Annotated in this window: 25 protein-coding genes; 17 read left to right on the top strand and 8 right to left on the bottom strand. The window is 57.7% G+C overall.

From position 1 onward, the window contains the following. Positions 1–2: 2 nt before the first annotated feature. The 5 genes from KDN35_RS01375 to KDN35_RS01395 are packed head-to-tail and all read left to right on the top strand — an operon-like array spanning position 3 to position 5014. The gene (locus KDN35_RS01375; RefSeq protein WP_171564225.1) at positions 3–1472 is read left to right on the top strand and encodes an aldehyde dehydrogenase; all 1470 of its coding nucleotides are present in this window, start codon (positions 3–5) and stop codon (positions 1470–1472) included. 26 nt (positions 1473–1498) lie between these two features. Beyond that, positions 1499–2284: a 2-keto-4-pentenoate hydratase gene (locus tag KDN35_RS01380; protein WP_171564224.1), complete on the top strand. Its 786-nt coding sequence runs from the start codon at positions 1499–1501 to the stop codon at positions 2282–2284. After that, entirely contained in the window at positions 2277–3164 is an 888-nt protein-coding gene (locus KDN35_RS01385) for an acetaldehyde dehydrogenase (acetylating) (protein ID WP_171564223.1), read from the top strand. The genes KDN35_RS01380 and KDN35_RS01385 overlap by 8 nt, the downstream gene beginning before the upstream one ends. A gap of 22 nt (positions 3165–3186) precedes the next feature. Further along, a complete protein-coding gene (dmpG, locus tag KDN35_RS01390) occupies positions 3187–4215 on the top strand; it encodes a 4-hydroxy-2-oxovalerate aldolase (RefSeq protein WP_065066727.1) in 1029 nt (342 codons plus the stop codon). Positions 4216–4228: 13 nt separating this feature from the next. Next, positions 4229–5014 (top strand): 2-keto-4-pentenoate hydratase, encoded by a 786-nt coding sequence (locus tag KDN35_RS01395; protein ID WP_171564222.1) that lies wholly within the window; start codon positions 4229–4231, stop codon positions 5012–5014. Positions 5015–5280: 266 nt separating this feature from the next. Here the strand turns inward: KDN35_RS01395 and lgt are convergent, their stop codons facing one another. After that, the gene (lgt, locus tag KDN35_RS01400; RefSeq protein ID WP_171564221.1) at positions 5281–6081 is read right to left on the bottom strand and encodes a prolipoprotein diacylglyceryl transferase; all 801 of its coding nucleotides are present in this window, start codon (positions 6079–6081) and stop codon (positions 5281–5283) included. Between the two features lie 116 nt (positions 6082–6197). Further along, the gene (gene ligD / locus KDN35_RS01405) at positions 6198–7103 is read right to left on the bottom strand and encodes a non-homologous end-joining DNA ligase (RefSeq protein WP_171564220.1); all 906 of its coding nucleotides are present in this window, start codon (positions 7101–7103) and stop codon (positions 6198–6200) included. A 161-nt stretch (positions 7104–7264) separates the two neighbouring features. Between ligD and KDN35_RS01410 the strand changes: the two genes are divergently transcribed. Genes KDN35_RS01410 through KDN35_RS01425 form a run of 4 tightly spaced genes read left to right on the top strand, consistent with a single transcriptional unit; the run spans position 7265 to position 11652 of the window. Then, positions 7265–8884 carry a spore germination protein gene (locus KDN35_RS01410; protein WP_171564219.1) on the top strand — a complete coding sequence of 540 codons (1620 nt, stop codon included), beginning with the start codon at positions 7265–7267 and terminating at the stop codon, positions 8882–8884. A gap of 4 nt (positions 8885–8888) precedes the next feature. Then, entirely contained in the window at positions 8889–10052 is a 1164-nt protein-coding gene (locus tag KDN35_RS01415) for a Ger(x)C family spore germination protein (RefSeq protein ID WP_171564218.1), read from the top strand. After that, a complete protein-coding gene (locus KDN35_RS01420) occupies positions 10045–10281 on the top strand; it encodes a hypothetical protein (RefSeq protein ID WP_171564217.1) in 237 nt (78 codons plus the stop codon). Before KDN35_RS01415 ends, KDN35_RS01420 begins: the two co-directional genes overlap by 8 nt. Before the next feature lie 12 nt (positions 10282–10293). Then, the gene (locus tag KDN35_RS01425) at positions 10294–11652 is read left to right on the top strand and encodes a GerAB/ArcD/ProY family transporter (RefSeq protein ID WP_171564216.1); all 1359 of its coding nucleotides are present in this window, start codon (positions 10294–10296) and stop codon (positions 11650–11652) included. Positions 11653–11656: 4 nt separating this feature from the next. Here the strand turns inward: KDN35_RS01425 and KDN35_RS01430 are convergent, their stop codons facing one another. The 3 genes from KDN35_RS01430 to thiC form a co-directional block, all read right to left on the bottom strand. Next, positions 11657–12607, bottom strand: a complete 951-nt coding sequence (locus tag KDN35_RS01430; RefSeq protein ID WP_171564215.1) for an ATP-dependent DNA ligase — start codon at positions 12605–12607, stop codon at positions 11657–11659. A gap of 137 nt (positions 12608–12744) precedes the next feature. Then, complete coding sequence (locus KDN35_RS01435; RefSeq protein WP_171564214.1) at positions 12745–12915, bottom strand: hypothetical protein; 171 nt, start codon at positions 12913–12915, stop codon at positions 12745–12747. Positions 12916–12966: 51 nt separating this feature from the next. After that, positions 12967–14748: a phosphomethylpyrimidine synthase ThiC gene (gene thiC / locus KDN35_RS01440; RefSeq protein ID WP_171564213.1), complete on the bottom strand. Its 1782-nt coding sequence runs from the start codon at positions 14746–14748 to the stop codon at positions 12967–12969. A gap of 436 nt (positions 14749–15184) precedes the next feature. On the opposite strand from thiC, the gene KDN35_RS01445 reads away from it, so the two are divergent. Both KDN35_RS01445 and KDN35_RS01450 read left to right on the top strand, forming a co-directional pair. Then, positions 15185–16063 (top strand): cation diffusion facilitator family transporter, encoded by an 879-nt coding sequence (locus KDN35_RS01445; RefSeq protein WP_171564502.1) that lies wholly within the window; start codon positions 15185–15187, stop codon positions 16061–16063. 262 nt (positions 16064–16325) lie between these two features. Next, entirely contained in the window at positions 16326–16715 is a 390-nt protein-coding gene (locus KDN35_RS01450) for a YcdB/YcdC domain-containing protein (protein ID WP_249178836.1), read from the top strand. A gap of 119 nt (positions 16716–16834) precedes the next feature. Here KDN35_RS01450 and ku read toward each other — a convergent pair whose 3' ends face one another. After that, positions 16835–17761, bottom strand: a complete 927-nt coding sequence (gene ku, locus KDN35_RS01455; protein ID WP_212131905.1) for a non-homologous end joining protein Ku — start codon at positions 17759–17761, stop codon at positions 16835–16837. 133 nt (positions 17762–17894) lie between these two features. On the opposite strand from ku, the gene KDN35_RS01460 reads away from it, so the two are divergent. Together KDN35_RS01460 and KDN35_RS01465 are read left to right on the top strand one after the other, a co-directional pair. After that, a complete protein-coding gene (locus tag KDN35_RS01460) occupies positions 17895–18122 on the top strand; it encodes a hypothetical protein (RefSeq protein WP_212131906.1) in 228 nt (75 codons plus the stop codon). 121 nt (positions 18123–18243) lie between these two features. Further along, the gene (locus KDN35_RS01465; RefSeq protein ID WP_212131907.1) at positions 18244–18744 is read left to right on the top strand and encodes a GNAT family N-acetyltransferase; all 501 of its coding nucleotides are present in this window, start codon (positions 18244–18246) and stop codon (positions 18742–18744) included. Positions 18745–18853: 109 nt separating this feature from the next. Here KDN35_RS01465 and KDN35_RS01470 read toward each other — a convergent pair whose 3' ends face one another. Further along, positions 18854–18997, bottom strand: coding sequence for a hypothetical protein (locus KDN35_RS01470; protein ID WP_171566931.1), 144 nt, complete (start codon positions 18995–18997; stop codon positions 18854–18856). Positions 18998–19380: 383 nt separating this feature from the next. Here KDN35_RS01470 and rsmD point away from each other — a divergent pair, with 383 nt between their 5' ends. Both rsmD and coaD read left to right on the top strand, forming a co-directional pair. Next, complete coding sequence (rsmD, locus tag KDN35_RS01475; protein WP_171566932.1) at positions 19381–19989, top strand: 16S rRNA (guanine(966)-N(2))-methyltransferase RsmD; 609 nt, start codon at positions 19381–19383, stop codon at positions 19987–19989. After that, complete coding sequence (gene coaD, locus KDN35_RS01480; protein WP_171566933.1) at positions 19986–20471, top strand: pantetheine-phosphate adenylyltransferase; 486 nt, start codon at positions 19986–19988, stop codon at positions 20469–20471. The genes rsmD and coaD overlap by 4 nt, the downstream gene beginning before the upstream one ends. Before the next feature lie 4 nt (positions 20472–20475). Here coaD and ylbJ read toward each other — a convergent pair whose 3' ends face one another. Then, on the bottom strand, positions 20476–21705 hold the full coding sequence (ylbJ, locus tag KDN35_RS01485; RefSeq protein ID WP_171566934.1) for a sporulation integral membrane protein YlbJ: 1230 nt from the start codon (positions 21703–21705) through the stop codon (positions 20476–20478). A gap of 218 nt (positions 21706–21923) precedes the next feature. Between ylbJ and KDN35_RS01490 the strand changes: the two genes are divergently transcribed. After that, positions 21924–22718, top strand: coding sequence for a patatin-like phospholipase family protein (locus KDN35_RS01490; protein ID WP_171566935.1), 795 nt, complete (start codon positions 21924–21926; stop codon positions 22716–22718). Further along, on the top strand, positions 22715–23791 hold the full coding sequence (locus KDN35_RS01495) for a SepM family pheromone-processing serine protease (protein ID WP_171566936.1): 1077 nt from the start codon (positions 22715–22717) through the stop codon (positions 23789–23791). Before KDN35_RS01490 ends, KDN35_RS01495 begins: the two co-directional genes overlap by 4 nt. The last annotated feature ends 9 nt before the right edge of the window (positions 23792–23800 follow it).

The raw sequence follows: 23800 nt of genomic DNA on the forward strand, positions 1-23800 counted from the left end.
CGATGAGCCAGACTGCACAGGAAAGAGAAAGAAAGTTGAAGGACGCCAAGCTGTTCATCAACGGCGAATACACCGACGCCATCTCCGGCGAGACGTTCGACACGCTCAACCCGGCGACCAATGTCAAGCTTGCTTCGGTGGCCAATGCCGGCGAGGAAGATGTGAACAAGGCGATTGAAGTGGCGCAGCGCACCTTTGAAAGCGGCGTCTGGAGCGATATGCCTGTCGAAGAACGGGCGAAGATTCTCTGCAAAATGTCCGATCTCGTCATGGAACGGGTGAACGATTTGGCCTGGGTGGAAACGCTCGATGTCGGCAAGCCGATCAAGGAGAGCCGCGGTTTTGACATTCCCAGAGCCGCCTGGAACCTGCGCTTTTTTGCAGAGATGGCCAAATACCTGATTCATGAAAACTACGAGATGCGCAAATTCATGTCGTACACGAAATACGCTCCAGCAGGGGTGACCAGCCTGATCATTCCGTGGAATCTGCCGTTCATGCAGATGACCTGGAAAGCTTCCGCGGCCCTGGCAGCCGGCAATACCGTGGTGGTCAAGCCGGCCTCCTATACTCCCCTGAGCGCCGTGATGCTGGGGGAAATCGCCAATGAGGCAGGCCTGCCCCCGGGTGTGTTGAACATCGTGACCGGCCCGGGAGGAACCGTCGGCACGGCGATGACCACGCATCCCTACGTGCGCCGGATTTCGTTTGTCGGTGAGACGACGACAGGCAAGACGGTCATGAAAAACGCCGCTTCCCAACTGATTCCGGTCTCTCTCGAACTGGGAGGAAAGTCGGCAAACATCGTGTTTGAAGACGCCGATCTCGATGAAGCGGTGACGGGGTCCATCGAAGCGATTTACCGCAACCAGGGTGAAATTTGCCTGGCCGGGTCGCGGCTGCTGGTGCAGGAAAGCATTTACGACCGGTTCCTCGACAAATTCGTGAAGGCGGTGCAGCAGATCAAGGTGGGCGATCCGCTCGACCCGGAGACGGATATGGGGGCGCTCGTATCGCGCAGCCACCTGAAAACGGTCGATGACTACGTGCAGATCGGTCTGGCCGAAGGCGCCAAGCTTGCTTACGGCGGCAAGCGAATCACCAGCCTGGGTGACGGAAACTTTTACGAGCCGACCGTCTTTTATGACGTAGACAATAAAATGCGGGTGGCCCAGGAGGAAATTTTCGGTCCGGTTGTCGTCGTCATTCCGTTCAAAACGGAGGAAGAAGCGATTCGCATCGCCAATGACTCCATCTACGGATTGGCCGGGGTGGTCTGGACGAACGACCTGAGACGTGCCCACCGCGTAGCCGCTCAGGTGCAGTCCGGCCTGCTGTGGATCAACTGCTGGTATGTGCGCGACCTGCGCACGCCGTTCGGCGGGGCAAAAGCGAGCGGCATCGGCCGTGAAGGCGGGCGGCACAGCTTCGAATTCTATACGGAAGCAAAGACAGTTACCATGAAACTATGAAATTGGAACGCAGGGAGGTAGCGTCGTTGGACTTGGCAAAAATCACGAAATTTGCCGACCATTTGGCAGAGGCGGAACGAAGCGGTCGCGGGGTAGAGCCGTTAACGGCCCTGGACCCCAATTTGACGACAGAAGAAGCGTACCGCGTGCAGCTGCACACGATTGAGCGAAAGGTGAAGGCCGGCGACGTCGTTGTCGGAAAGAAAATCGGGTTGACTTCGTTAGCCATGCAGACACTGCTTGGGGTCGACCAGCCTGATTACGGTCATTTGCTGGCGGGCATGGCCGTTGAAAACGGAGGGGAGATTCCGTTTCAGCGCGTGATCCAGCCCAAGGTGGAAGGGGAAATTGCCTTCGTGTTAAAGCGCGACTTGCAGGGGCCGCGCGTTACCGCATCAGATGTGCTGCAGGTGACCGATTATCTCCTCCCTGCTCTGGAAATCGTGGACAGCCGGATCGCGGATTGGAAAATCAAGCTGCAGGATACGGTCGCGGACAATGCCTCCTCCGGTTTGTACGTGCTGGGCGGACGCCCCGTGAAGCCGGATCAAATCGACCTCGCACTGGCTGGCATGGCCCTGTACAAAAACGGCGAGTTGGTCAATACCGGTGTAGGAGCAGCGGCGTTGGGCAACCCTGCGAACTGCGTGGCATGGCTAGCCAACAAGCTGTTTGAGTTTGGGATAACGCTGAAAGCCGGGGAAGTGATTCTCTCCGGCGCCCTGTCTGCGGCGGTCAATGCGGCCCCCGGAGACTGTTTCAGCGCGCGAATCGCCCATCTCGGGGAAGTAGGAGTGAGATTTCATGTCTAACGTAAAGGTTGCCATTCTCGGCTCCGGAAACATCGGTACCGATTTGATGATGAAGCTGGGCAGGTCAAGCAAGCTGGAGCTTACCGCGATGATCGGCATCGATCCCGACTCGGAGGGACTGCGCATGGCGAAGCAGCGCGGTTATGAAGTGTTTGACGGCGGACTGAAGCAGTTTTTGGAAAACAGTCCGGAGCTTGCCGATATCGTGTTTGACGCCACGTCTGCGAAAGCGCATATTCGTCACGCCAAGGCTCTTCGGGAAGCGGGCAAGCTTGCCATCGACCTGACTCCGGCCGCAGTCGGCCCATATGTCGTTCCGGCCGTAAATCTCGGTTCCCACCTGCACGAAACAAACATCAATCTGATTACGTGCGGTGGCCAGGCGACGATTCCGATCGTTCATGCGATTAACCGCGTGAGCCCGGTCAACTACGCTGAGATTGTCGCCACCATTTCCAGCAAAAGCGCCGGTCCGGGCACCCGCGCCAACATCGACGAATTTACGGAAACCACCGCCCACGGCATCGAAGCCATTGGCGGCGCGAAGAAAGGCAAGGCGATTATCATCCTGAACCCCGCTGAGCCGCCGATTTTGATGAGGAACACGGTGTATGCGCTGGTTGACGAAGAAACGCTGGATGAACAGGCGATTGCTGCATCCATTGAGCAAACCGCAGGCTATATTCAATCGTACGTACCCGGATACCGTCTCCGTACCGAGCCCATTTTCGACGGCAACAAAGTCACCGTCTTTTTGGAAGTGGAAGGGGCCGGCGATTACCTGCCCACCTACTCCGGCAATTTGGACATCATGACAGCGACGGCGGTGAAAGTGGCGGAGGAATTTGCCGCGCACCACGTGAAGGCAGCATCCGTCTGAAACTGGAAAGGAGACGAAACAGATGAGTGGTAAACGGGATATTCTCATCACGGAAGTGGCGCTTCGCGACGGCAGCCATGCGATTAACCATCAATTTACCGTGGAACAAGTGGTGAGCGTGGCCCGCGCTTTGGACGAGGCGAATGTTCCCTTCATCGAAGTTTCCCATGGAGACGGTCTGGCCGGTTCTTCCTTGCAGTACGGGCTGTCCCGAACGAATGAGATGGAACTGATCGAGGCGGCAGTTGCCGTCTGCAAACAGGCGACGGTAGGTGTGCTCCTCCTGCCGGGAATCGGCACAATCAAGGATTTGAATGCCGCTGTGAAGCTGGGTGTTGGCATGGCCCGGATCGCGACGCACGTTACCGAAGCCGATATTTCCGCTCAACACATTGCCCGCTCCAAAGAACTTGGCCTCTTCACCGTCGGTTTTTTGATGATGTCTCACATGGCACCTCCGGAAAAACTGGTCGAGCAGGCGAAACTGATGGAGAGCTACGGAGCCGATGCGGTGTATGTGGTTGATTCAGCCGGCGCCCTGCTGCCTCATGAAGTGGCCGAACGAATCAGGGCATTAAAGCAAAGCATCGGCGTTGAGATAGGGTTCCACGCGCACAATAATTTGTCCCTGGCGATGGCCAACACGCTGGCGGCGATTCAGGAAGGGGCAACGCGCATCGACGGCAGTGTCCGCTGTTTGGGGGCCGGCGCGGGCAATACGCAAACGGAAGTACTGGTCGCCGTGCTGGAACGGATGGGCATCGAAACCGGCATTGATCTTTACAAAATGATGGATCTGGCGGAAGAGATCGTTGCGCCCATCCTTCAGGTTCCGCAGGAGATTACCCGGGACAGCCTGGTCCTCGGATACGCAGGCGTGTATTCCAGCTTCCGGCTACATGCGGAGCGTGCCGCGAAGAAGTTCGGAATTGATTCCCGCGATATCCTGATTGAGCTCGGGAAGCGAAAGGCGGTAGGCGGTCAGGAAGACATGATCATTGATGTCGCTGCGGAAATCTTGAAGCAGCGCAGTGCAGCGGGACTGCGATAAGGAGGTGGACAGCTTGCTTGCGGAACATTCCTACAGATCATTGGCGCAAAAGCTGGTCGATGCGGAGTTCAACCGGCAGGAAGAGGTGAAACTTACGGCTGAATATCCAGACTTGTCGGTAGAGGATGCGTACCGGATCCAGGATGAGCTGGTTGCCATCAAGCGCGAGCAGGGCCATCGGGTGATCGCGCTGAAAATGGGCTTTACCAGCCGGGCCAAAATGAAGCAGATGAACGTAAACGAGCCGATCTACGGCCATGTGTTTGATTACATGTCCGTTGACAGCGGCGTCCTGTCTTTCCGTGAATTGATTCATCCGAAAGTGGAAGCCGAAATCGCGTTCATCCTCGGCAGGGATATCGAAGGACCGGGAGTGACGGGCGCTCACGTGTTGGCCGCCACGGAATACGTCGTTCCCGCCCTGGAGATTATCGACAGCCGCTACCTGAATTTTCAGTTCACCCTCCCCGACGTGATCGCGGACAACACGTCCGCTTCCCGTGTGTTCATCGGATCGAGGCAGCGCAGACCGGATGAGCTGGAACTGGATCTGGTCGGAGTTACCCTCTCCATCAACGGGGAATTGAAAGATTTGGGCGCAGGGGCGGCAGTGCTGGGACATCCGGCCCATTCCGTCGCCATGTTGGCCAACATGCTGTCTCGCAGAGGGCGCAAGCTGCACGCCGGTCAACTGATCTTGACCGGCGGCATTACCGGAGCGCAGCCACTTGCTGTCGGCGATGTCGTTTCTGCCAAATGGGACGGACTGGGCTCCATTGAGTTTACCGTCAAGGAATGACCGTAATCTGCTAGATGGCCCCGGTACGCGACCGGGGTCGGCTTATTTTGTTTCAACCGTATCTGTTCCGATCAGTCCAGACACGTCCTTATGGATTTCAACTGCTTTCCGGGCGTCTCAGGGACAAGAGCTGTGGGAACGTTTGGCCGTTGACTGTTTGAAAAGAATGAACCCCTAACGTATTGATCGGTCAACCATAGGGGTTCCAACGTCTACGTTTAAGGGGTTCATACTACACGGATCGGTTTTTTGGGCGTATGTATTCGTCATTTCGGCGTTTGCTCGGAGTGATCGGACGGCTGTCTGCTCGCGCGGGCATACACCAGCATGAGCACAACCCCGACGACGATCAGGCTGAGGCTGACAAGCTGGGCGACGCGCAGCGTTTGGCCGAGCATCAGGCTGTCAGTGCGCATGCCCTCAATAAAGAAGCGGCCGAGCGAGTAGAGGATCATGTAGCTGAACAGCACCTGTCCGTCAAAGCGTTTCAACCGGTACAGCATGACCATCAGGATGGCGAAGACCACGAGGTTCCACAGCGATTCGTACAGAAATGTGGGGTGGTAGTACTGGCCGCCTATGTACATCTGTTCGCGGATAAACGCAGGAAAATGCGACATGAACTCCTCGGTGGCCGGCCCGCCGTGGGCTTCCTGGTTGATGAAGTTGCCCCAGCGGCCGAGCGCCTGTCCCAAAATGACGCTGGGCATCAGCACATCTCCCAGCTTGCGCAGCGGAAGATTGTGCTTGCGGACGTACCAGACACCGGCAAGAAAACCGCCGATCAACCCGCCGTGGATGGCCAATCCGCCCTTCCATACGGCAATGACGTCAAACAGATTGTCTTTGTACTGCTCCCACTCAAAAATAACGTAATACAAACGGGCACAAATAATCGCGGCCGGGATGATCAGCACGACCATGTTCAGCACGTGGTCGGGATCGATCCCGGCCCGTTTGGCGTTGTAGCGGGCCAAATACGTGCCCAGAAAAAACGCCAGCCCCATGATTACGCCGTACCAGTGAATCTTGATGGGGCCGAGCGTCAACGCAATCGGATCAATCATGATGAATTCCTCCTTGCCATCAACCATCTGATGCACAGTATAGCACAACCGGCACAGACAGTTCCATTACAGGGAAGGCAGAAGCAAGGAGGGGCGAGGCCGCGTTCTCAACGTGATCATCTCCGCCTGGCGAGAAAGGCGAGAATCGGGTCCAGGGATGCCCGCCGGTTGGGATCGTGGACCGGCGCGAACAAGTCTCCTCGTTCCTTTAGCCGCTGTGGCACGGTATGGACGGTAAAGTCGGTCGGATGAATCCGGGGCACTTCGTCCCACGTGATCGGAGTGGAGACCGTCGCTTGCGGGCGGGCGCGCGTGGAGTAGGGAGCAGGCAGTGTTTTGCCGCGCCAGTGCTGCAAATAATCAATGTACAACTTGGTTCCCCGGTTTTTCACCAGGCGTTCGATCGTGACCAGGCTGGGGTGTTTTTCCGCCAGATAGGTGGCGACGAATTGACTGACTTGACGGGTTTCGTCAAAGCTGTAGCGACGCTCGATCGGGATGTAGACCTGCAGGCCGCTGGCCCCCGATGTCTTGACGAATGAGGGCAGATTCAACCCGTCCAGCACTTCTTTCAACAGCAGCGCCGTCTCGGCTGCCGGTGCGAACTCGGGGGTGGAAGGGTCCAGGTCGAACACCAGCTCGGTCGGCGTTTCATCATGGGCGAGATGAAATGACACGTGCCACTCCAATGCAGCCTGATTGGCCATCCAGACCAGTGTGGCGGTGTCGTTGCACAGCGGATACCGCGTGTTTTCCCAGCGGCTCGTGGCAATCCAGTCCGGCGCGTACGCGGGCAGGTTTTTCTGGTAAAAATGCTTGTCGCCAACGCCGTGCGGATAGCGGATCACGGTCAACAGGCGGTTTTGGGCGTAGCGCAGCAGGGGAGGCGCCACCTCCAACAGGTAGCGGATATAGTCCCATTTGGTGACATTTGCTTCCGGCCATAGCAGTTTGTGCGGGTTGGTGATGGTCAGTTCCCTGCCTTCGACGCTCAATACGAGATCGGTCGCGGCTGTCGGCATCGCTTTGCTACCCTCTTTCCGGAAAAATGTTCGGGATTGCATCCGATGGTTTGCCACTACTATGCCCCGGTGCATGACGGTTATGCGGGCTAAAGCGGGCTGCATATTTTTCCGGTTCGGCACCCATAATACGGATAGCTTGCCAACGGTTGGTGAATGCGATGGCTAAGAACGGAAAGTCAAGCAAGGAAGAATTGATACATACGATCAATACCTGCAGTTTGACCGAGATGGAAGGGGTTCCTCTTTACCCCACCCTGCAGGAAAATGTGCACGTGTTAAAACAGCTGTTTTCCGACTGCTCCGACTTTGTCATCCGCGAGTTCAACATGAAAAACGGCGTCGCGGCGGTGGCTGTATTCGTCGACGGCCTGGTTGATACGAGAGAGGTCAACCAGGCGCTGGAGGCGTTGATGATCCTGGAGAGCGGCGATCGCGACGTCGATGTGATCCAAAAGAAACTGCTGCCGGTTTCGCAAATCGCCAAGGTAAAGGATTACAAAGAGTTTTTACAGGCCGTGCTGTCGGGAGACACCGGCATCGTGGTGGACGGAAACACGGAGGCGCTCACCATGGGCATGCGCGGCCCGGAAAAGCGCTCCGTCGATGAACCGGAGGGGGAGGCGGTGGTGCGCGGCCCGCGGGAGGGCTTCATCGAAAACATTCGGACCAACACCTCCCTGCTGCGGCGCAGACTCAAGACCCCCCGGTTGAAAATGAAATCGTTGGTGATTGGCAGGGAAACCAATACCAACGTGGCGCTCGCGTACCTGGAGGGGATCGCCGACCCGCAATTGGTGGAAGAAGTGACGCGGCGCATCAGTGTGATCGAAACCGACGGAATTTTGGAGTCGGGCTACATCGAAGAATTGATTCAGGACAACATCTATTCTCCTTTTCCCCAGGTCCAGTATACCGAGCGTCCGGATACGGTGGCGGGAGCACTGTTGGAAGGGCGTGTCGCCATTATGGTCGACGGTACGCCTATGGTGCTGATCGTGCCCACCACGTTCTGGATCATGCTGCAGGCGAACGAAGACTACTACGAACGATTCATGCCGGCAACCCTGATCCGCTGGCTGCGTTATTTGTTCCTGCTCATTTCGCTGCTCACGCCCGCCGCCTATGTAGCCATCACCACGTTTCATCAGCAGATGCTGCCCACCACCCTGCTGCTCAGCATCGCGGCGGCGCGGGAGTCGATCCCGTTTCCGGCGATCGTGGAGGCGCTGATCATGGAAATCTCCTTTGAAGCCCTGCGGGAGGCCGGGGTGCGTCTGCCCAAGACAGTCGGCCAGGCGGTCAGCATCCTGGGGGCGCTTGTCGTGGGACAGGCGGCCGTGGAGGCTGGGATTGTGTCAGCGCCGATGGTGATTGTCGTGTCCATCACAGGGATCGCTTCCTTTACCATACCTCATTTCAACGCTTCCATTGCGCTTAGGATGCTGCGTTTTCCGCTGATGATCGCCGCCTCGATTTTGGGCATATACGGCATTCTCGTCGGCATCGTGCTGATTATGGGACACTTGGCCAACCTGCGTTCGATGGGCGTTCCCTACTTGTCCCCGATCGCGCCGATGTCAGTGAGTGACCTGAAGGACGTGCTGATTCGTGCTCCGTGGCCGTTCATGAAAAAACGGCCCAGCTTTCTCGGCGTGCAGGACGCCCGGCGGATGCGAACCGGCCAAACCGGCCAACAGCAGCGCAAAGGCCAATCCGGGGCTGTTCGCCAAGGCGGAGGCGGGCATGGCGACAAAGGCCGCACCAAAGGAGAGGGATGAACGAATGAGACGGTGGATGAAGGGTTGTGTCGTCGCTCTCTGCGGACTGCTGATGAGCGGATGTTGGGACCGGACGGAAGTGAACGACATTGCCATCGTGATTGCGTTTTCCATCGACAAGGAGGCCAATGGTGAATATCGTTTGTCCGTTCAGGTTCCGCTGGTAAGCAGTTTGGGCGGACCGACCGGTGGCGGAGGAGGTACCAGCGGGGACAATGTCTATTACGTCGACTCGGCCACTGGCAAGACGCTGCGGGAAGCACACAGCCTGATTCAGGCCAGGATGAGCCGGCAGTTGTACTACGCCCACCATCGCGTGATCGTCATTGGGGAGGCGTTGGCCCGAGATGGACTGAGCGAGGTGCTGGATGTGGTGGCCCGTTTCCCTGAGAACCGGCTGACTGCCTACCTGGTGCTGGCCAAGGGGAAGGGGTTTAACATGCTGCAGGTGCAGCCCAGCTTTGAACGCTTCTCCGGTGAGGCGATGCGGGAACTGATCAAAATGGAATCGGTTCCCGTCACCGTCAAGGACATGGCACAGACGCTGAGCACACCTGGTGTGGACCCCTATCTGCCGTACGTGGCGGCCGTCAATTCCCATCCCAAAGGAAAGTCGAAGGAGATTCAAGTACTTGGGGTGGCCCAATTTCTCCGCGACAAGATGGTGGGGGTGTTCAACCAGGAAGCGGCAGGGGGACTGCGGTGGTTTCACCGTCAGTTTACGCCCTTTTCCACAAAGGTTTCCCTGACAGAAAAGGAAACCGTCAACGTCCGGTTCGACAAGGGAAAGGCGGAAATCAAGCCTGTAATCAAGCAGGGCCGTATCCAGTTTATGATCAATGTGGACGCGTCGGCGTCCGTTATCGAAAACTTGACCGATGCCGATCTGGGCAGGGCGGACAACCTGGCTGCGCTGGAGCGAAAACTGTCCAATCATATTACCGAAACAGTAAAGAAGACGTTGGCTCAGATGAAACGGCAGCGGACGGACACCATCGGGCTGGGCCTGGTGTTGGCTCGAGAGTATCCCCGCGAGTGGCGAAGCCATTTGCGGGATAATTGGAACGAGCGCCTTGCGCAGGCGGAATTCCACGTCCGGACCAAAGCCGAGATCACCAATATCGGCCAGACAACAGAGAACATCACAAAGGAAGATCGCCATGAATAGTGTCGCCCTGGTTTTGTACGTGCTCTTGCTGCTAGCGTCCCTGGTCCAGTTTTTCATGAAGCGAAAAAGCATGCCAGTCAAGCAAAGGCGAGTGATGGGTTTCTTTTACCTGCTCACGATCGGGTTGTTCATAGCACTGCAGTTTCAACTCCACGTGATCATGCCAACCAATTACCTGGCCGACGTCTTTTCCGTTGGCCTGCAGCAGTGGATGGAAAACATCTGGTAAGGAGGGCCTGTCATGATCCATAAACAGGTGATCAATCATCGGCAGATTGCCTGGCTGATCGGCAGCGTCCTGATTACGGGGGCGTTGTTCAGCCAGCCGAAAACACTGGCCCAGATCGCCAAGAATGATGCGTGGTTTGCCTTCATCCTCCCGACGTTTTACGCAATACTGGTAGCCCTGGTCTTCGCGAGGCTGTCCCGGGCCTACCCCGGAAAAAACCTGTTTGAAATCATCTTTCTGGCAGGGGGCAGGTGGATCGGTGGCTTCGTAAACGCCCTCGTTCTGTTTTACCTCTGGCTGTTGTTGGTGGCGGACATCAAGGGGGTCAGCTTGTTCCTGCAAGTGATGCTGCTGCCCCGGACGCCGCTTGAAATCATTTTGTTGGTATTCGTCCTGATGCTGGTGTACTACGGCCGAACAAGCACGGAAGTGGCTGCCCGCGTCAATGAAATGTACTTTCCCGTATTTTTTCTCATCACCATCATGCTGTACTTCACACTGAGCAACGAGTATGCGGTTGAACGGCTGGAGCCGGTGCTGGAGAGCAACATCGCGGCCGTCGGTCTCGGTAATCTCCTCCCGTCAGGGGTGTTTGGCAGCATCTTTTTGTTCGGTGCGTTTCTGCATGCCATTTCCCATCCCCGGCTCCTGTATTCCGCAATGAAACACGGGGCGATCATTGCCGGGTTCTCGCTGACGCTGTTGATGGTGGTTCAGTTGGGCGTGATGGGGTATCTGATCACCAGCAGGTTGACTTTCCCTGTTTACGCGCTAGTGCAGCAGATCCACATTACCGACTTCCTGGACCGCGTGGAAGTGATCGTGTTCAGCATCTGGTTTCCGGCCTTTACAATCAAGGCAGTCGTCACCTACATCGCCTTTCTTGTCGGCGTCGGATCGTTCGCCGGCCAGCAACACTACGCCGCCTCCAATGGGCCGTGCGGCTTGTTCATCGTGGTCTCCTCGCTACTGTCGTTTCCCAATACGGATGACGTGCTGCGCTTCTTCAGCTACGGCATACCGGCAATCACGCTTATCTTCCAACTTCCCCTGCTGGCCTTCCTGTTTGCCGCAGCCCTTCTGCGAGAACGGGGAAGCGGACGTGACTCGCATTCCGCCCATACGAGAGAGTATAGGCGCTGTCAGATCTGGGCCTGGATCAACAAACTGGCGTTAGGTGTGTGTCTCGTGTCGATCGTCGGCGGGGCCTTGCTGGAGAATCAGTACAGAGTGGCCGGCCTGATCAGCGGCGTAGCGTACTTTCTTAGCTTTCTGGTGGCGCTGGTGAGCTCCTATCTGGAAATGCAGGCGGTCAATCACCTGAAACACAAGCAGTCGCAGGGGAATGATACAGCCTCTGCGGACCACTAGAAGATCATCTCATCATCTCCCTGTCCAGCCTGCAGGTGTGCGGCGGTACGTCCACGATTGCCTGAATGGATGGCTGGCGAAGTGATCGCCCTTCCGTCCATTCCGCGTACTTGATTTTGGCCGTCAGCGTGGGGGTCACCCAGAATACGCCATGGTGACGATCGGGCCTGTTTACGAAGGGTTTTTCCCGGATAACTGCAGGCATCAGCCTGTCGGTCAGCTCCCGCCACTCCTGGCGGGACAGTTTGCCCGTTCCCGCATGACCGATGTACCAAAACCGGCCCTGCTCATCGTAGAGGCCCAACAGCACCGCGTTGACGACTCCGCCGTTCAAGGTGAAACCGCCAATGGCGGCAATCACATCCCGGTAGTGTTTGATCTTCAGCCACACGGCTTTTTTCGCACCGATGAGATAGGGGGCATCCAGCCGCTTCATGACGATGCCTTCCATGCCGTGCTGCCGGATCACCTCAAACAGGGCGGAACCGTTATCATGGGACGACACCACTTGCACGTGGCTGTTCGGTTCGATTGTTTCGGACAGCAGTTTGAGCCTGTCCTGCAAGGAGCGTTGGTTGATCCATTCCCCGTTTAGGTACAGACAGTCAAAAATCATGTAGGTAACCGGCACAGTCTGCTGCATCCGGGGCACGTTCTGCATGCGGCGAATCCCGTCCCGGCGCATCACTTCATGAAAGGACGGTTTGCCGTCGCTCCCCAGCGCGATCACTTCACCATCCAGGATCACGGAGTCGGCTCGGCAGTACGTTTCAATATCTGCTAGTTCAGGGTAGTGATGGGTGCGCTCGTTTCCCTTTCGATTGAACAGCTGCACGTGTTTGCCGTCATAATAGGTAAGGATGCGAACGCCGTCCCATTTCACCTGGGCAATCCAGCCCGGCTCCTGGGGGATGGTGTCGCTCGCCACTGGCTCCATCGGGATGATCGGTTTCATGTTCCACCTCGTCCAGGTAACGGAATTGGCCGTCAGACGGAAGAAAGGAGCCGTCCGAATCAGCCTCATCAATGATTGTTCCCCATTAGGACGAAGAAGAGGCGATGAGCGGCATCCGTCTCATCGCCTCGGGCTGTTTAGTAGTACGTACTCTCCGTGTACAGGCATTTGCGGCAGGTCATCGAAAGCTGGCCTCGGGCAAAGTCGTGTTCGCATTCGGATTGGAGCTTTGCCAACTGCTGCTTTACCTTCTTCCATTCAGCCTCCAGTCGTTTTGCTTCCGCGAGAAGCTGTTCCGCCTGATTCACGCGATCTCCTCCTCGTCTTGCAGGTGCGCAAGCGGAGCCAGGGAGCGCCGCTTACGTGTAGAGCTGGTTCCCCTGTTTTCGGAAGGCGTTCGCCTGCTTTTTCATCCCTTGTTCCACGGCTTTCTCTACAGTCAGGTTGTTCTGCTGCGCGTACGCGCGGATTTCCTGCGTGATGTTCATGCTGCAAAATTTGGGGCCGCACATCGAGCAGAAGTGCGCTGTTTTCGCCCCTTCCGCCGGGAGTGTCTCGTCGTGGTATTCACGGGCCCGTTCCGGGTCAAGCGACAGGTTGAACTGGTCGTTCCAGCGAAATTCAAACCGCGCTTTGGACAGGGCGTCGTCCCGTTCTTGGGCGCGCGGGTGACCTTTGGCCAGGTCGGCGGCATGTGCGGCAATCTTGTAGGCGATCAGCCCGTTGCGGACGTCTTCCTTGTTCGGCAGGCCAAGGTGCTCCTTGGGCGTCACGTAGCACAGCATCGCCGTGCCAAGCCAGCCGATCATGGCTGCTCCGATCGCGGAGGTGATGTGGTCGTAACCGGGAGCGATGTCAGTGGTAAGCGGCCCCAATGTATAGAAGGGGGCTTCCTGACACACGGTGAGCTGCCGTTCCATGTTCTCACGGATCAGGTGCATCGGCACGTGACCGGGGCCTTCGATCATCACCTGGACATCGTGTTTCCAGGCGATCTTGGTCAGCTCTCCCAGCGTTTCCAACTCGGCAAACTGTGCCTCGTCGTTGGCATCGGCGATGGAACCGGGGCGGAGGCCGTCTCCCAGCGATACGGCGATGTCGTACGTCTTCAGAATTTCGCAAATCTCTTCAAAATGGGTATACAAAAAGTTTTCCTGGTGATGCGCCAGACACCAGGCAGCCATGATGGAACCGCCGCGCGAGACGATGCCGGTCACCCGTTTGGCCGTCAGGGGAATGTAGCGCAGCAGCACGCCGGCGTGGATGGTGAAGTAGTCCACCCCCTGTTCGGCCTGTTCGATCAGCGTGTCGCGGTACACCTCCCAGGACAGCTCCTCCGCCTTGCCGTTCACCTTTTCCAGTGCCTGGTAGATCGGGACGGTGCCGACCGGAACCGGGCTGTTGCGGATGATCCATTCCCGGGTGGTGTGGATGTGTTTGCCCGTAGACAGGTCCATGATCGTGTCTGCCCCCCAGCGGACGGCCCAGATCATTTTTTCCACTTCCTCGCCGATGGAGGAGGTGACGGCGGAGGTGCCGATGTTGGCGTTTACCTTGACGTGAAAATGGCGGCCAATGATCATCGGTTCGCTCTCCGGATGGTTGATGTTGGCAGGGATGATCGCCCGGCCGCTGGCCACTTCCTGACGCACAAATTCCGGCGAGACGCCCTCGCGGATCGCCACAAATTCCATCTCCGGCGTTATGATGCCGCGGCGGGCGTAATGCAGTTGGGTGACGTTTTTCCCCTGGCGGGCGCGCAGCGGCTTCTGTCTTTTGGCGGGAAAGATAGGGACGGATGGTTCCTGCGGGAAGTTCCGGTAGCCGTCGTCCTCCGGCTTGGGCTCGCGGCCCTCGTATTCCTCGGTGTCGCTTCTTTCCGCGATCCAGTTGCGGCGCAGGGCGGGCAGTCCCTTGGTGATGTCGGCGATGTAATCGGGTGCCGTATACTCTCCGCTGGTGTCGTAAACGCGCAGCGGCGGGTTGGGCACTTCGCCGTTCGGGGTAATAGTAGGCTGCTGGGAAATCTCCCGCATCGGCACGCGGATGTCCGGTCTGGAGCCCTGGACGTACGTTTTGCGGCTGCCCGGAAACGGCGGGACGGCCGCTGTGGAGATAAAGGGGAAGGGGGAAGTGGACATGAAAAAAACCTCCTTGTCACGGTTGCACGTGTCGTGAACCCTGCGGGAGGCGGAGAAACTGCGTCACGAAAAAACGCCGCATGAACCCATGCGACGCCAGACGCAGACGAAGAAAGAGCGTGCGCGAACAGACGCACACCGCATTTCTTGGTGTCAACAACATTCCTCCGCTGGCATTACCCAGTTCAGGTTCAACGGTCGACGGCGGATCAGCCATCCTCTCAGCCTGGTTCCCCAAGCTCCCGTGCATATCTGTATTGTTGTACAGCACCAGCTTACCATTTCCAATTCTATCCGGCAAGAGGTTTTGGCAGTGTCCAACTTATTTTCCCTCTGCCTATCATGCTGACCCGGACAAAAACTGTTTCCGTAGACCCACTCGGGAGTCGTCTGGTACGATGAAGGTCGTGTGAGAAGGAATTTTGAGGTGATGCAGGTGGATGTGTACGCGAATCTGAAGCAGGGAGAACGCGGGGTGTGGGTCAGCATCATCGCCTATGTCTGCTGCTCCCTGGTGAAAGTGGGGGTGGCGCTGCTGGCAGGCTCGGAAGCGCTGCTGGCGGACGGACTGAACAACACAACTGACGTGGTCGCGTCCGTCGCCGTACTGATCGGCCTGCGCATCTCTCGCAAACCGCCTGATCACGACCATCCCTATGGCCACTTACGCGCAGAAAGCATCTCGGCTCTTGTCGCATCCTTCATCATGTTGGCGGTCGGGATCGAAGTCCTCAGCCGGGCAATCTCTGCGTTGTTCACCCCGGAGATGAACGCGCCTGACATGCTGGCCGGCTGGACCGCCCTGGCAACCGCTGCCGTCATGTTCGGCGTTTACCGCTACAACCGGCGGCTGGCGCAGGTAACCCAAAGCCAGGGCTTGATGGCTGCGGCAGCAGACAACCGCTCCGATGCGCTGGTCAGCGTCGGCACGTTTGTGGGAGTGGCCGGCTCCCAGTTTCAACTGCATTGGCTGGACCCGTTGACAGCGCTCGTGGTGGGCGGGATCATCCTGAGGACGGCGTGGTCCATTTTCCGCGAGGCGGCCCACCGATTAACAGACGGGTTTGACCGCAGCGAACTGGTTGCGCTGCGCTCCACCATCGCCGAAATCCCCGGGGTCAAGGACGTTACAGATATCAAGGCGCGCTACCACGGAAGCAACGTGCTGGTCGATGTCGTGATTCACGTGGACCCCACTCTGAACGTGACGGAGAGCCACACGATCACCGAGGAAATCGAGGCGCGGATGAAGGCCGTTCACAATGTCAAAGCCGTGCACATCCACATCGAACCGGAAGGACAGTCCGAGCACTGACGACACGACAAACCTGTCTTGTGCCCGCAAGGAGGGCATGGGACAGGTATTTTTCATCTTTTTGGCTTTGGTATAATGTGGATGCAACAAGATGTACTCAACAATCAGGGAGAAAAATTGAAAGGGTTCAGGAGGTTGTGCACCGTGCGGAAACAGGATGCGGCAGGCGTGGAGACAGCGCTGGACAGACTCAGGAAGCGGGCGATGTCTCTGTTTAATATCCCATCGTCGTACCGGCTCATGATCGAAGACGGGGAGCGGCTTGAAGAAGCTGGAAGCATTCCCTCACGTGACGGTGACCACCAAAAAAGACGGCGTCTGGTTTCACTTTCGCCAGGAGTCGCTGGGTTTGCCGCTGCCGCTGTCTGGCTGCCGCGTTAAGGTGCATGTAAGCGGGGCGGTGACCGATTTTGCCTGTTTCGGCGAGCAGCGGCTGCCGGAACCGCCCGCGCAGTTGGTCGGGGAGGAAGTGTGTGAGCGCTTCCTGGAACACGACGTAACGCTTAGGCTCATGCTGAAGCTGCTGCCGAAAAGCGTTTTCGCTAGCGGGAGAGGAACGTGGCGGCTGGTGTATGAGCCGGAGCCAATCTGCCTGACGTTTTCGGCGGTAACAGGCCCGCAGGCAAAACGCAGCACGTTTAGAGTGCTTTAACAACGCCGCTTCAATATCGGCGGCGTCACCATGGACGGCACGATCACCATCCGCCTCTTCGAAGAGCACGTCCGCTCGTCCTTTCTCTATAAAGAGAATATGAGCAGACTTGCCGTAGATCAGGACGACTTCGCTTTTTTGCGCTTGAGCTTCTTGGTGGTCGTCGTGGTGGTGTCGGCAGCCGGCTCCTCACGTGCCTCTTTGTCAGCTGCAGTCCGTTTTTTGGCGGGTGCGGCCGGAGTTGGCTCCGGCTCCAGTTTGACCGGAGTGGAGGCTCCGCCGGTTGCGGCGAGACTCTCTTTCAACGCCTGCATCAAATCGATCACGTTTGCGCGCGGTGCCGCCGGAGCGACCGCCACTTCCTCTCCTTTCCGCTTGTTCTCGATCAGTGTCTGCAGTTGGCTGCGGTATTCGTCACGATACTTGGCCGGATCAAACGGCGTCGTCATGTTGCGAATCAGCTCTGCGGCCATCTTCAGCTCGTTGTCAGCCAGCGGGACGTCCGCTTCGGGCAGCGACGGCACCTGTGAGACGGGGCGAACCTCGTCGGGATAAAAGATGGTTTCCAGCATGATGCAGTGTTCGTACAGCCGGACCACCGCCAGACTTTGCCGGTTGCGCATCGTCACGCGGGCAACGGCAATTTTTCCTGTTTCCTCCATGGCTGCCCGCAGCAGAGCGTACGCTTTTTCTCCGGTTTCCTGGGGGGAGAGAAAGTAGCTTTTGTCAAAGTAAACCGGGTCGATTTCGTGCAGATCGACAAAATCGAGGATCTCGATTGCTCTTCGCGTTTCCGGGGAAATCGCTTCCAGATCCTCGTCGCGAATGATTACAAAATTGCCTTTTTCGTATTCAAATCCCCGCACAATCTCCGACGCGTCCACTTCCCGCTGGCAGTGCGGACACATTTTGGCGTACTTGATCGGCGTGTGGCATTCGCTGTGAAGCTGGCGAAAGCGGATGTCCCGCTCTTCCGTCGCGGTATGCATCCGCACCGGGATATTGACCAGACCAAAACTGATCGAACCTTTCCAGACCGTGTGCATGGCAGTCCTCCTGTCAGGGTTTGCTGTCCGTAGTATTTGCACCCCGTTGGAATTACCAGGAGGGAAATGCAGGTTATTTTGCTCGACAAGGCGCGCTTTCTTTTTGTACAGTGAAAGCAAGAGGGGGAGAGCGATGGAAGAGTTGAAAAGCATGATCGCGGGATTGGGGCAGCAGTTGAGAGGGCTGGACGAGCGGATCGGCGGGCTTGAACAGCGCATGGATCGATTCGAGCACCGCTTGGACATCATTGAAAGTGACGTGCGCGAGATCAAGGACCAGGTGATGTTGATCAAAGCGCAGGTCGCCCATAACACGGAGAAGAATGGGAGCATTCGCGAATTGCAGGAACTGGTGAATTAGCACGACACGGATATTCGCCTGCTCAAAAAAGTGGTGGCCAACCACTAACAGCCCCCGCCTGCACATCGCGGTGAGCAGGGGAGGCGCCCGCCTGGCCATAACAGGAGGAGTGTTATTTCGCATGCTGGAAACGGATCGTTTGTTATTTCGCCCGTATTGCCTGGATGATCTTCCTTTTCTTGCCAGTCTGCTAAAAGACCCGGACGTGGTCCGCTACATCGGGCATGGCAAGCCGAGAACGGATGAAGAGGTCACACGCTTTTACGACTGGGTGCAGCAGTCCTACGCTTCCGGTCTGGGGCTGATGGTGGCAGTGCGGAAACAGGACATGCAGCCCATCGGCCATGCGGGACTGGTGCAGCAAATAGTGGACGGGAAGCCGGAGACAGAGATCGGTTACTGGATGGCGAAGGAATACTGGGGAAACGGCTACGCGTCCGAAGCGGCGATGGCGTTTCGCGAGTACGGAGCAGCGGCGAAAGGGCTGAGGAGATTGATCTGCCTGATTCAACCGGGAAACGCCGCATCCGCACGAGTTGCCCAAAAGATCGGAATGTTCCGGGAAAAAGAGACTGTCTTCAAGGAGAAACTGGTGCACGTATACGCGTGGGAACAAACCTGACAAACGCTTTACGAAAGGGACATTCCCTGGCAGCGGAGCTTCATCACCCATCCAATTTTCAATACAAAGCCAGCCGTTTCTTACGTACGGCTGGCTTTCCGTCATTCATTTACTGCCCGTGTTTGATCACTTCGGACTTGTCGGCTTCAGACTGCATGCGGCGCGCCTCTTCCTTGCCGATGCCTGTGCGGTCGGCGAGGGACTGGGCGGCAGCGGCTTCCTGTTTTTGTTTCGACGGCTGTTTTTCTGCCATGGAGTCTGCCTCCTTTTTAACGGATAGTGTGCCGCCCGGATCACAAAAAAATACCTCACCGCCATTGGCGATGAGGCAGCGGTTTAACTTCTCCCTCAGGGAGATCGGCCACGGCATGCTCCTATCAGACACGCAGTGCGCCAAAGTAAACCGCCTTTCAATTATGGGAGAGGAGAAACCGGAGGAAGAGCTTATGGGGAAACGTAAGTCTTCTCCGCGGTTGTCAGCGACACCGTTGCGTCGCTATCCATATTCTTTGCCAGAACTTCCATCTCTTATACATGCACGGCGCAATTTTTTTCCACGGCACAATTTTACGCAGCAGACCGGTTGTGTTAGTATGAAATCATTCTCATTCTCCATACATACAAAGGTGAGGCATTATGCGAGTCATCGCAGGTGAACACAAGGGACGCAGGCTGTTGGCCGTCCCCGGCAAAAGCACGCGGCCCACGACGGACAAGGTGAAGGAATCCATTTTCAATATGATCGGCCCGTACTTTTCCGGCGGCTGGGCGCTCGATCTCTACGCCGGAACCGGCGGGCTGGGGATCGAAGCGCTCAGCAGGGGAGCGGAACGGGCCATTTTTGTGGAACGGGACGCGAAAGCACATGCGGTCGTCAAGCAAAACATCGCTGCCTGCCGGCTGGAAGACCGTTCCGAGCTGTACCGCACGGATGCGTCTCGGGCGCTGAAGGCACTGGGGAGACGTGGGGTCGCGTTTGACCTGGTCTTTCTCGATCCGCCATATGCCCAGCAAAACATCGTTGCGGACATCCGTGTCATGCAGGAACTGGGTTTGCTCGCTGACGGGGCGTGGATCGTGGCGGAACACGACAGCGACATCCGCCTGCCGGAAACGATTGGCCGCTGTGCAGTGGAGCGCGTCGCCACCTATGGGGAGACGACGGTGACGCTTTATGCCCACGAATTGGAAAAAGACGATCAAGCCGAGCAAACGGCGTCGGAAGGAGATGCATCCATCTCATGAACATCGCAGTATGCCCAGGCAGTTTTGACCCTGTGACGAATGGACACCTCGACATCATCACCCGCGGCGCCAACATTTTTGACAAGGTGATCGTAGCGGTGTTGATCAATGCCAAGAAACAGTCCTTGTTCAGTGTGGAAGAACGCATCGAACTGCTGCGCGAGGCGACAGCCGGATTGGACAACGTCGAAGTGGAGTCCTTCAACGGCCTGTTGATCGATTACGTTCGCCAGCGTCAGGCACGGGCGGTGATCCGCGGACTGCGGGCCGTCAGCGATTTTGAGTACGAGATGCAGATGGCTTCCATCAACAAAAAGCTGGATGACCATGTTGAGACGCTGTTCATGATGACGAGCCATCAGTATTCGTTTCTCAGTTCCAGCATCGTCAAGGAACTGGCCCGATACAGCGCCGACGTGAGCGACCTGGTGCCGCCGGTTGTGGAGCGTGCGCTGCGCGCCAAATTTGCTGCACAACCCTGAGCGATCAGTGTATCTGGTGCCTGTTGGCAAGACGCACGAGCAGACTGAGCAGGGCCAATGCAGCGAGAATCACGGCCGCGAGCAGTCCGGAGTGCAGCAGCGTATCCCACCAGTCCATGACCGGAATCCCGGACGTAGACGGCAGAAAGACCGGGATGCTGCTTCCCTTGAACCAGGAAGATGCGGTGAGCGGTTCCCACGCCAAATAGGTAAGCACAGCCGAAAGGATCGCGTGAATGGCGCGGGCGAGCAGGTACGGCGCCACCCTGAGATCCGTCTGGCTGAGGATGCTGGCCACCTGGGCATGCACGCTCAAGCCGCCCCAGGAGATGACCGCGCTGGCGATGACCGCCTGCCAGATCAGCGGGACGGATGGGGGGACTTCACTTGCGGCCTGTGCGCCAAGCGTGACCTCGAACAGCCCGGCAATGATCCCGTTGGAGAGGGCGGGCGGCAGACCGATTGGACCGAGCAGCACCGCCAGCAGGCTGCTCAAAAACCGGGTCAGATTGATGGCGGAAAACAGCTGAATCAGGACGGAAAAGACGATAATGAAGCCGCCGATCATCAGCAGCGTGTGCAGGGCAGACTGGACTGCTTCCCCCATCAGCCGCCCAAACGGCCGGCGGTCGCGCAGCCGCGCCCGATGCATCGCCTGCAGCGCCCGGAGCGGGAGAGGGAGCTGGTTCTTTTCCAGCGCCCTGCTCATGGGAGCGTACGGGGAGTAAAAGCGGTACAAGAGCCCGATCAGGACGGCTGAGACGTAATGGCTGAACGCGAGGACGACCCCGACCTGCTCACTGTGAAAGAAGCCGATGGCGACCGCGCCGATGACGAAAAGCGGGTCCCCTGTCGTGGTAAACGACACGAGCCGTTCCCCTTCCGCCTGGGTCACGCTGCCCTGTTCACGCAAGCGGGTCGTCAGCTTGGCCGCGACGGGATAGCCGGAGGCAAAGCCCATCGTCAGGACGAAGCCGCCCGTCCCCGGTACGTTGAAGAGCGGGCGCATCAACGGTTCCAAAAGCACGCCGGCGAAGTGGACGACCCCGACGCCCATCAAAATTTCGGAAAGAACGATAAACGGCAGGGTGGAGGGAAACACCACCTCCCACCAGATTTTCAAACCGCGGAGCGCCGCCTCAAACGACATCTGCGGGTGCGACACCAAAATGACGACGAGGGCAATGGCCGACAAGGCGAGCAGCAGTGTAAGAATCGGAGAGCGGCGTGACATAGCTACCTCCTGTACCAGCGAATGAGCAAAGGGAAACCCGGCAGGTCGTGCATCCGGCCTGGCCGTGCCGCAGTGCTCATGGGCAGCGAGGCAGGTCCGGCGACCGGCCGAGATAGTACATGTCTACGTGAACGAATCAAAAACTATGCTCCGCCCGTCTGCTTTGTCCGAAAGGATTGGCGGTACCCTGCATACGTTTGTGAGAGGGGGAGAGGCGCATGGGAACTACGAGAAAACCGAAAGTGGGACTGGCGCTCGGCTCGGGAGGAGCACGCGGATTGGCCCACATCGGTGTGTTGAAGGCACTGGAGGCACACGGCATTAAAGTTGACATGCTGGCCGGCAGCAGCATGGGCAGCTTGATCGCCGCCGTGTACGCTAACGGCATCGAGCCGCACATGATGGAAAAACTGGCGTTGAATCTGAAGCGAAAACATTGGCTGGATCTAACCGTTCCCGGCATGGGGTTTGTCGCGGGGGAAAAGATCAAGCAGTTGATCCGCCTGCTGACCCATGGCAAACGTATCGAGGAACTGTCCAAGGAGTTGGCTGTGGTCGCGACCGACATCGAGACCGGGGAACGTGTCGTCTTTCGGGAGGGGCCGGTGGATCAGGCTGTGCGGGCGAGCATTTCCATCCCGGGCATTTTTGTGCCCGAACGGGTGGGAGACCGCCTGCTGGTGGACGGCGGGGTCATCGATCGGGTGCCGATCACGGTCATTCGCGACATGGGTGCCGATCTCGTCATCGCTGTCGATGTCGCCCAGTTTGACACGCCGATGAAGGTGACGACGATTTTTGACGTGATCGCCCAGACGATCGACGTCATGGAGCGGGAGATTTTGCGGCATCAGATTTTGGCTGCCGATCTCGTAATCCGTCCCGATGTTGGACATTATAGCAGTATCGCGTACACCGGCGTGGAGGAGATTATCGCCCTCGGCGAACGCGCCGGACTGGACTCTGTGGAACGGATCAAGGAATTGATCGCCGACTGGGAGGCAAAACAATGAGTGAGGAGAGGCTGATTACACGCAACCGGTCGGGCCGGGGGTCCCATTCCATACCCTGGCTGTTTGTGTTGGCCGTCGTCCTGTTGGGCACGGTGTTTTTCGTGCCGACGCCGTACTATGTGACGCGGCCCGGTTCCGCCATTGAACTGGCCCCGATGATTGACGTCGAGGGTGGGAAAAAGGACGAATCAGGGGCGTTCATGTTGACGACGGTCAGGATGGGGGAAGCCAATCTCGCCTGGTATCTCTACGCCCAGCTGTCTCCCAATGCGGAACTGATGAAAAAGGAACTGGTCGTGGGCAGCGGCGAGAGCAACGAAGATTTTACGAGACGGGAATTGGCCGTGATGGACAATTCCCAGAAAATCGCGGAAGCTGTTGCGTTCCGCCTGGCCGGATACGACGTAAAGATCGAGAACCAGGGCGTGTGGGTGATGGGCACGATCGAGGGCATGCCGGCAAAAAACGTGCTGCAGATCGGTGACGTGATCGTGGCGGTGGACGGCCGACCGACGCGCGAAGCCAAGGATCTGCTCCAATACCTGTCGACCAAAAAGCAGGGCGATCAGGTGGAAGTGACGCTGATCCGTGACGGCAGGGAGGAAAAGCGCACGTTGACCCTGGCACCGCTGCCGGATTCCAAAACGCCCGGACTTGGCATCCGTCCCGACAACAAGCAGGAAATCATCGTCCCCAAGCAGGTCAGCATCTCTAGCCAAGGCATTGGCGGTCCGTCGGCGGGGCTGATGATGACGCTGGAGATTTACGACCAGTTAAACCAGGAGATTGACTTGACGCGGGGATACAAGGTTGCCGGGACGGGTACAATCTCGCCGGACGGTTCAGTTGGCCGCATCGGCGGCATCAACCACAAGGTCGTGGCTGCGGACGAGGCGGGCGCTGACATCTTCCTGGCGCCGGACGATGCCGAGGGGCCGGTGTCCAATTACCAGGAGGCGCTGGAGACGGCCAAGCGGATCGGATCCCGGATGCGGGTGGTCCCGGTCAAAACCGTGGACGACGCGCTGGCTTTCCTCAAGGCGCAAAAACCAAAGGGCTCGTATAGCGAATGAGCTGTCAAG

It is taken from the genome of Brevibacillus sp. NL20B1 (assembly GCF_018195675.1).
GTDB lineage: Bacteria > Bacillota > Bacilli > Brevibacillales > Brevibacillaceae > Brevibacillus > Brevibacillus aydinogluensis.

What these genes read in the sequence shown, in the direction of transcription:
- KDN35_RS01375 (WP_171564225.1), top strand. Translation starts at nt 3, where the DNA reads ATGAGCCAGACTGCACAGGAAAGAGAAAGAAAGTTGAAGGACGCCAAG.
- KDN35_RS01385 (WP_171564223.1), top strand. Translation starts at nt 2,277, where the DNA reads ATGTCTAACGTAAAGGTTGCCATTCTCGGCTCCGGAAACATCGGTACC.
- dmpG (WP_065066727.1), top strand. Translation starts at nt 3,187, where the DNA reads ATGAGTGGTAAACGGGATATTCTCATCACGGAAGTGGCGCTTCGCGAC.
- lgt (WP_171564221.1), bottom strand. Translation starts at nt 6,081, where the DNA reads ATGATTGATCCGATTGCGTTGACGCTCGGCCCCATCAAGATTCACTGG.
- ligD (WP_171564220.1), bottom strand. Translation starts at nt 7,103, where the DNA reads ATGCCGACAGCCGCGACCGATCTCGTATTGAGCGTCGAAGGCAGGGAA.
- KDN35_RS01410 (WP_171564219.1), top strand. Translation starts at nt 7,265, where the DNA reads ATGGCTAAGAACGGAAAGTCAAGCAAGGAAGAATTGATACATACGATC.
- KDN35_RS01415 (WP_171564218.1), top strand. Translation starts at nt 8,889, where the DNA reads ATGAGACGGTGGATGAAGGGTTGTGTCGTCGCTCTCTGCGGACTGCTG.
- KDN35_RS01420 (WP_171564217.1), top strand. Translation starts at nt 10,045, where the DNA reads ATGAATAGTGTCGCCCTGGTTTTGTACGTGCTCTTGCTGCTAGCGTCC.
- KDN35_RS01425 (WP_171564216.1), top strand. Translation starts at nt 10,294, where the DNA reads ATGATCCATAAACAGGTGATCAATCATCGGCAGATTGCCTGGCTGATC.
- KDN35_RS01430 (WP_171564215.1), bottom strand. Translation starts at nt 12,607, where the DNA reads ATGAAACCGATCATCCCGATGGAGCCAGTGGCGAGCGACACCATCCCC.
- thiC (WP_171564213.1), bottom strand. Translation starts at nt 14,748, where the DNA reads ATGTCCACTTCCCCCTTCCCCTTTATCTCCACAGCGGCCGTCCCGCCG.
- ku (WP_212131905.1), bottom strand. Translation starts at nt 17,761, where the DNA reads ATGCACACGGTCTGGAAAGGTTCGATCAGTTTTGGTCTGGTCAATATC.
- KDN35_RS01460 (WP_212131906.1), top strand. Translation starts at nt 17,895, where the DNA reads ATGGAAGAGTTGAAAAGCATGATCGCGGGATTGGGGCAGCAGTTGAGA.
- KDN35_RS01465 (WP_212131907.1), top strand. Translation starts at nt 18,244, where the DNA reads ATGCTGGAAACGGATCGTTTGTTATTTCGCCCGTATTGCCTGGATGAT.
- KDN35_RS01470 (WP_171566931.1), bottom strand. Translation starts at nt 18,997, where the DNA reads ATGGCAGAAAAACAGCCGTCGAAACAAAAACAGGAAGCCGCTGCCGCC.
- rsmD (WP_171566932.1), top strand. Translation starts at nt 19,381, where the DNA reads ATGCGAGTCATCGCAGGTGAACACAAGGGACGCAGGCTGTTGGCCGTC.
- coaD (WP_171566933.1), top strand. Translation starts at nt 19,986, where the DNA reads ATGAACATCGCAGTATGCCCAGGCAGTTTTGACCCTGTGACGAATGGA.
- ylbJ (WP_171566934.1), bottom strand. Translation starts at nt 21,705, where the DNA reads ATGTCACGCCGCTCTCCGATTCTTACACTGCTGCTCGCCTTGTCGGCC.
- KDN35_RS01490 (WP_171566935.1), top strand. Translation starts at nt 21,924, where the DNA reads ATGGGAACTACGAGAAAACCGAAAGTGGGACTGGCGCTCGGCTCGGGA.
- KDN35_RS01495 (WP_171566936.1), top strand. Translation starts at nt 22,715, where the DNA reads ATGAGTGAGGAGAGGCTGATTACACGCAACCGGTCGGGCCGGGGGTCC.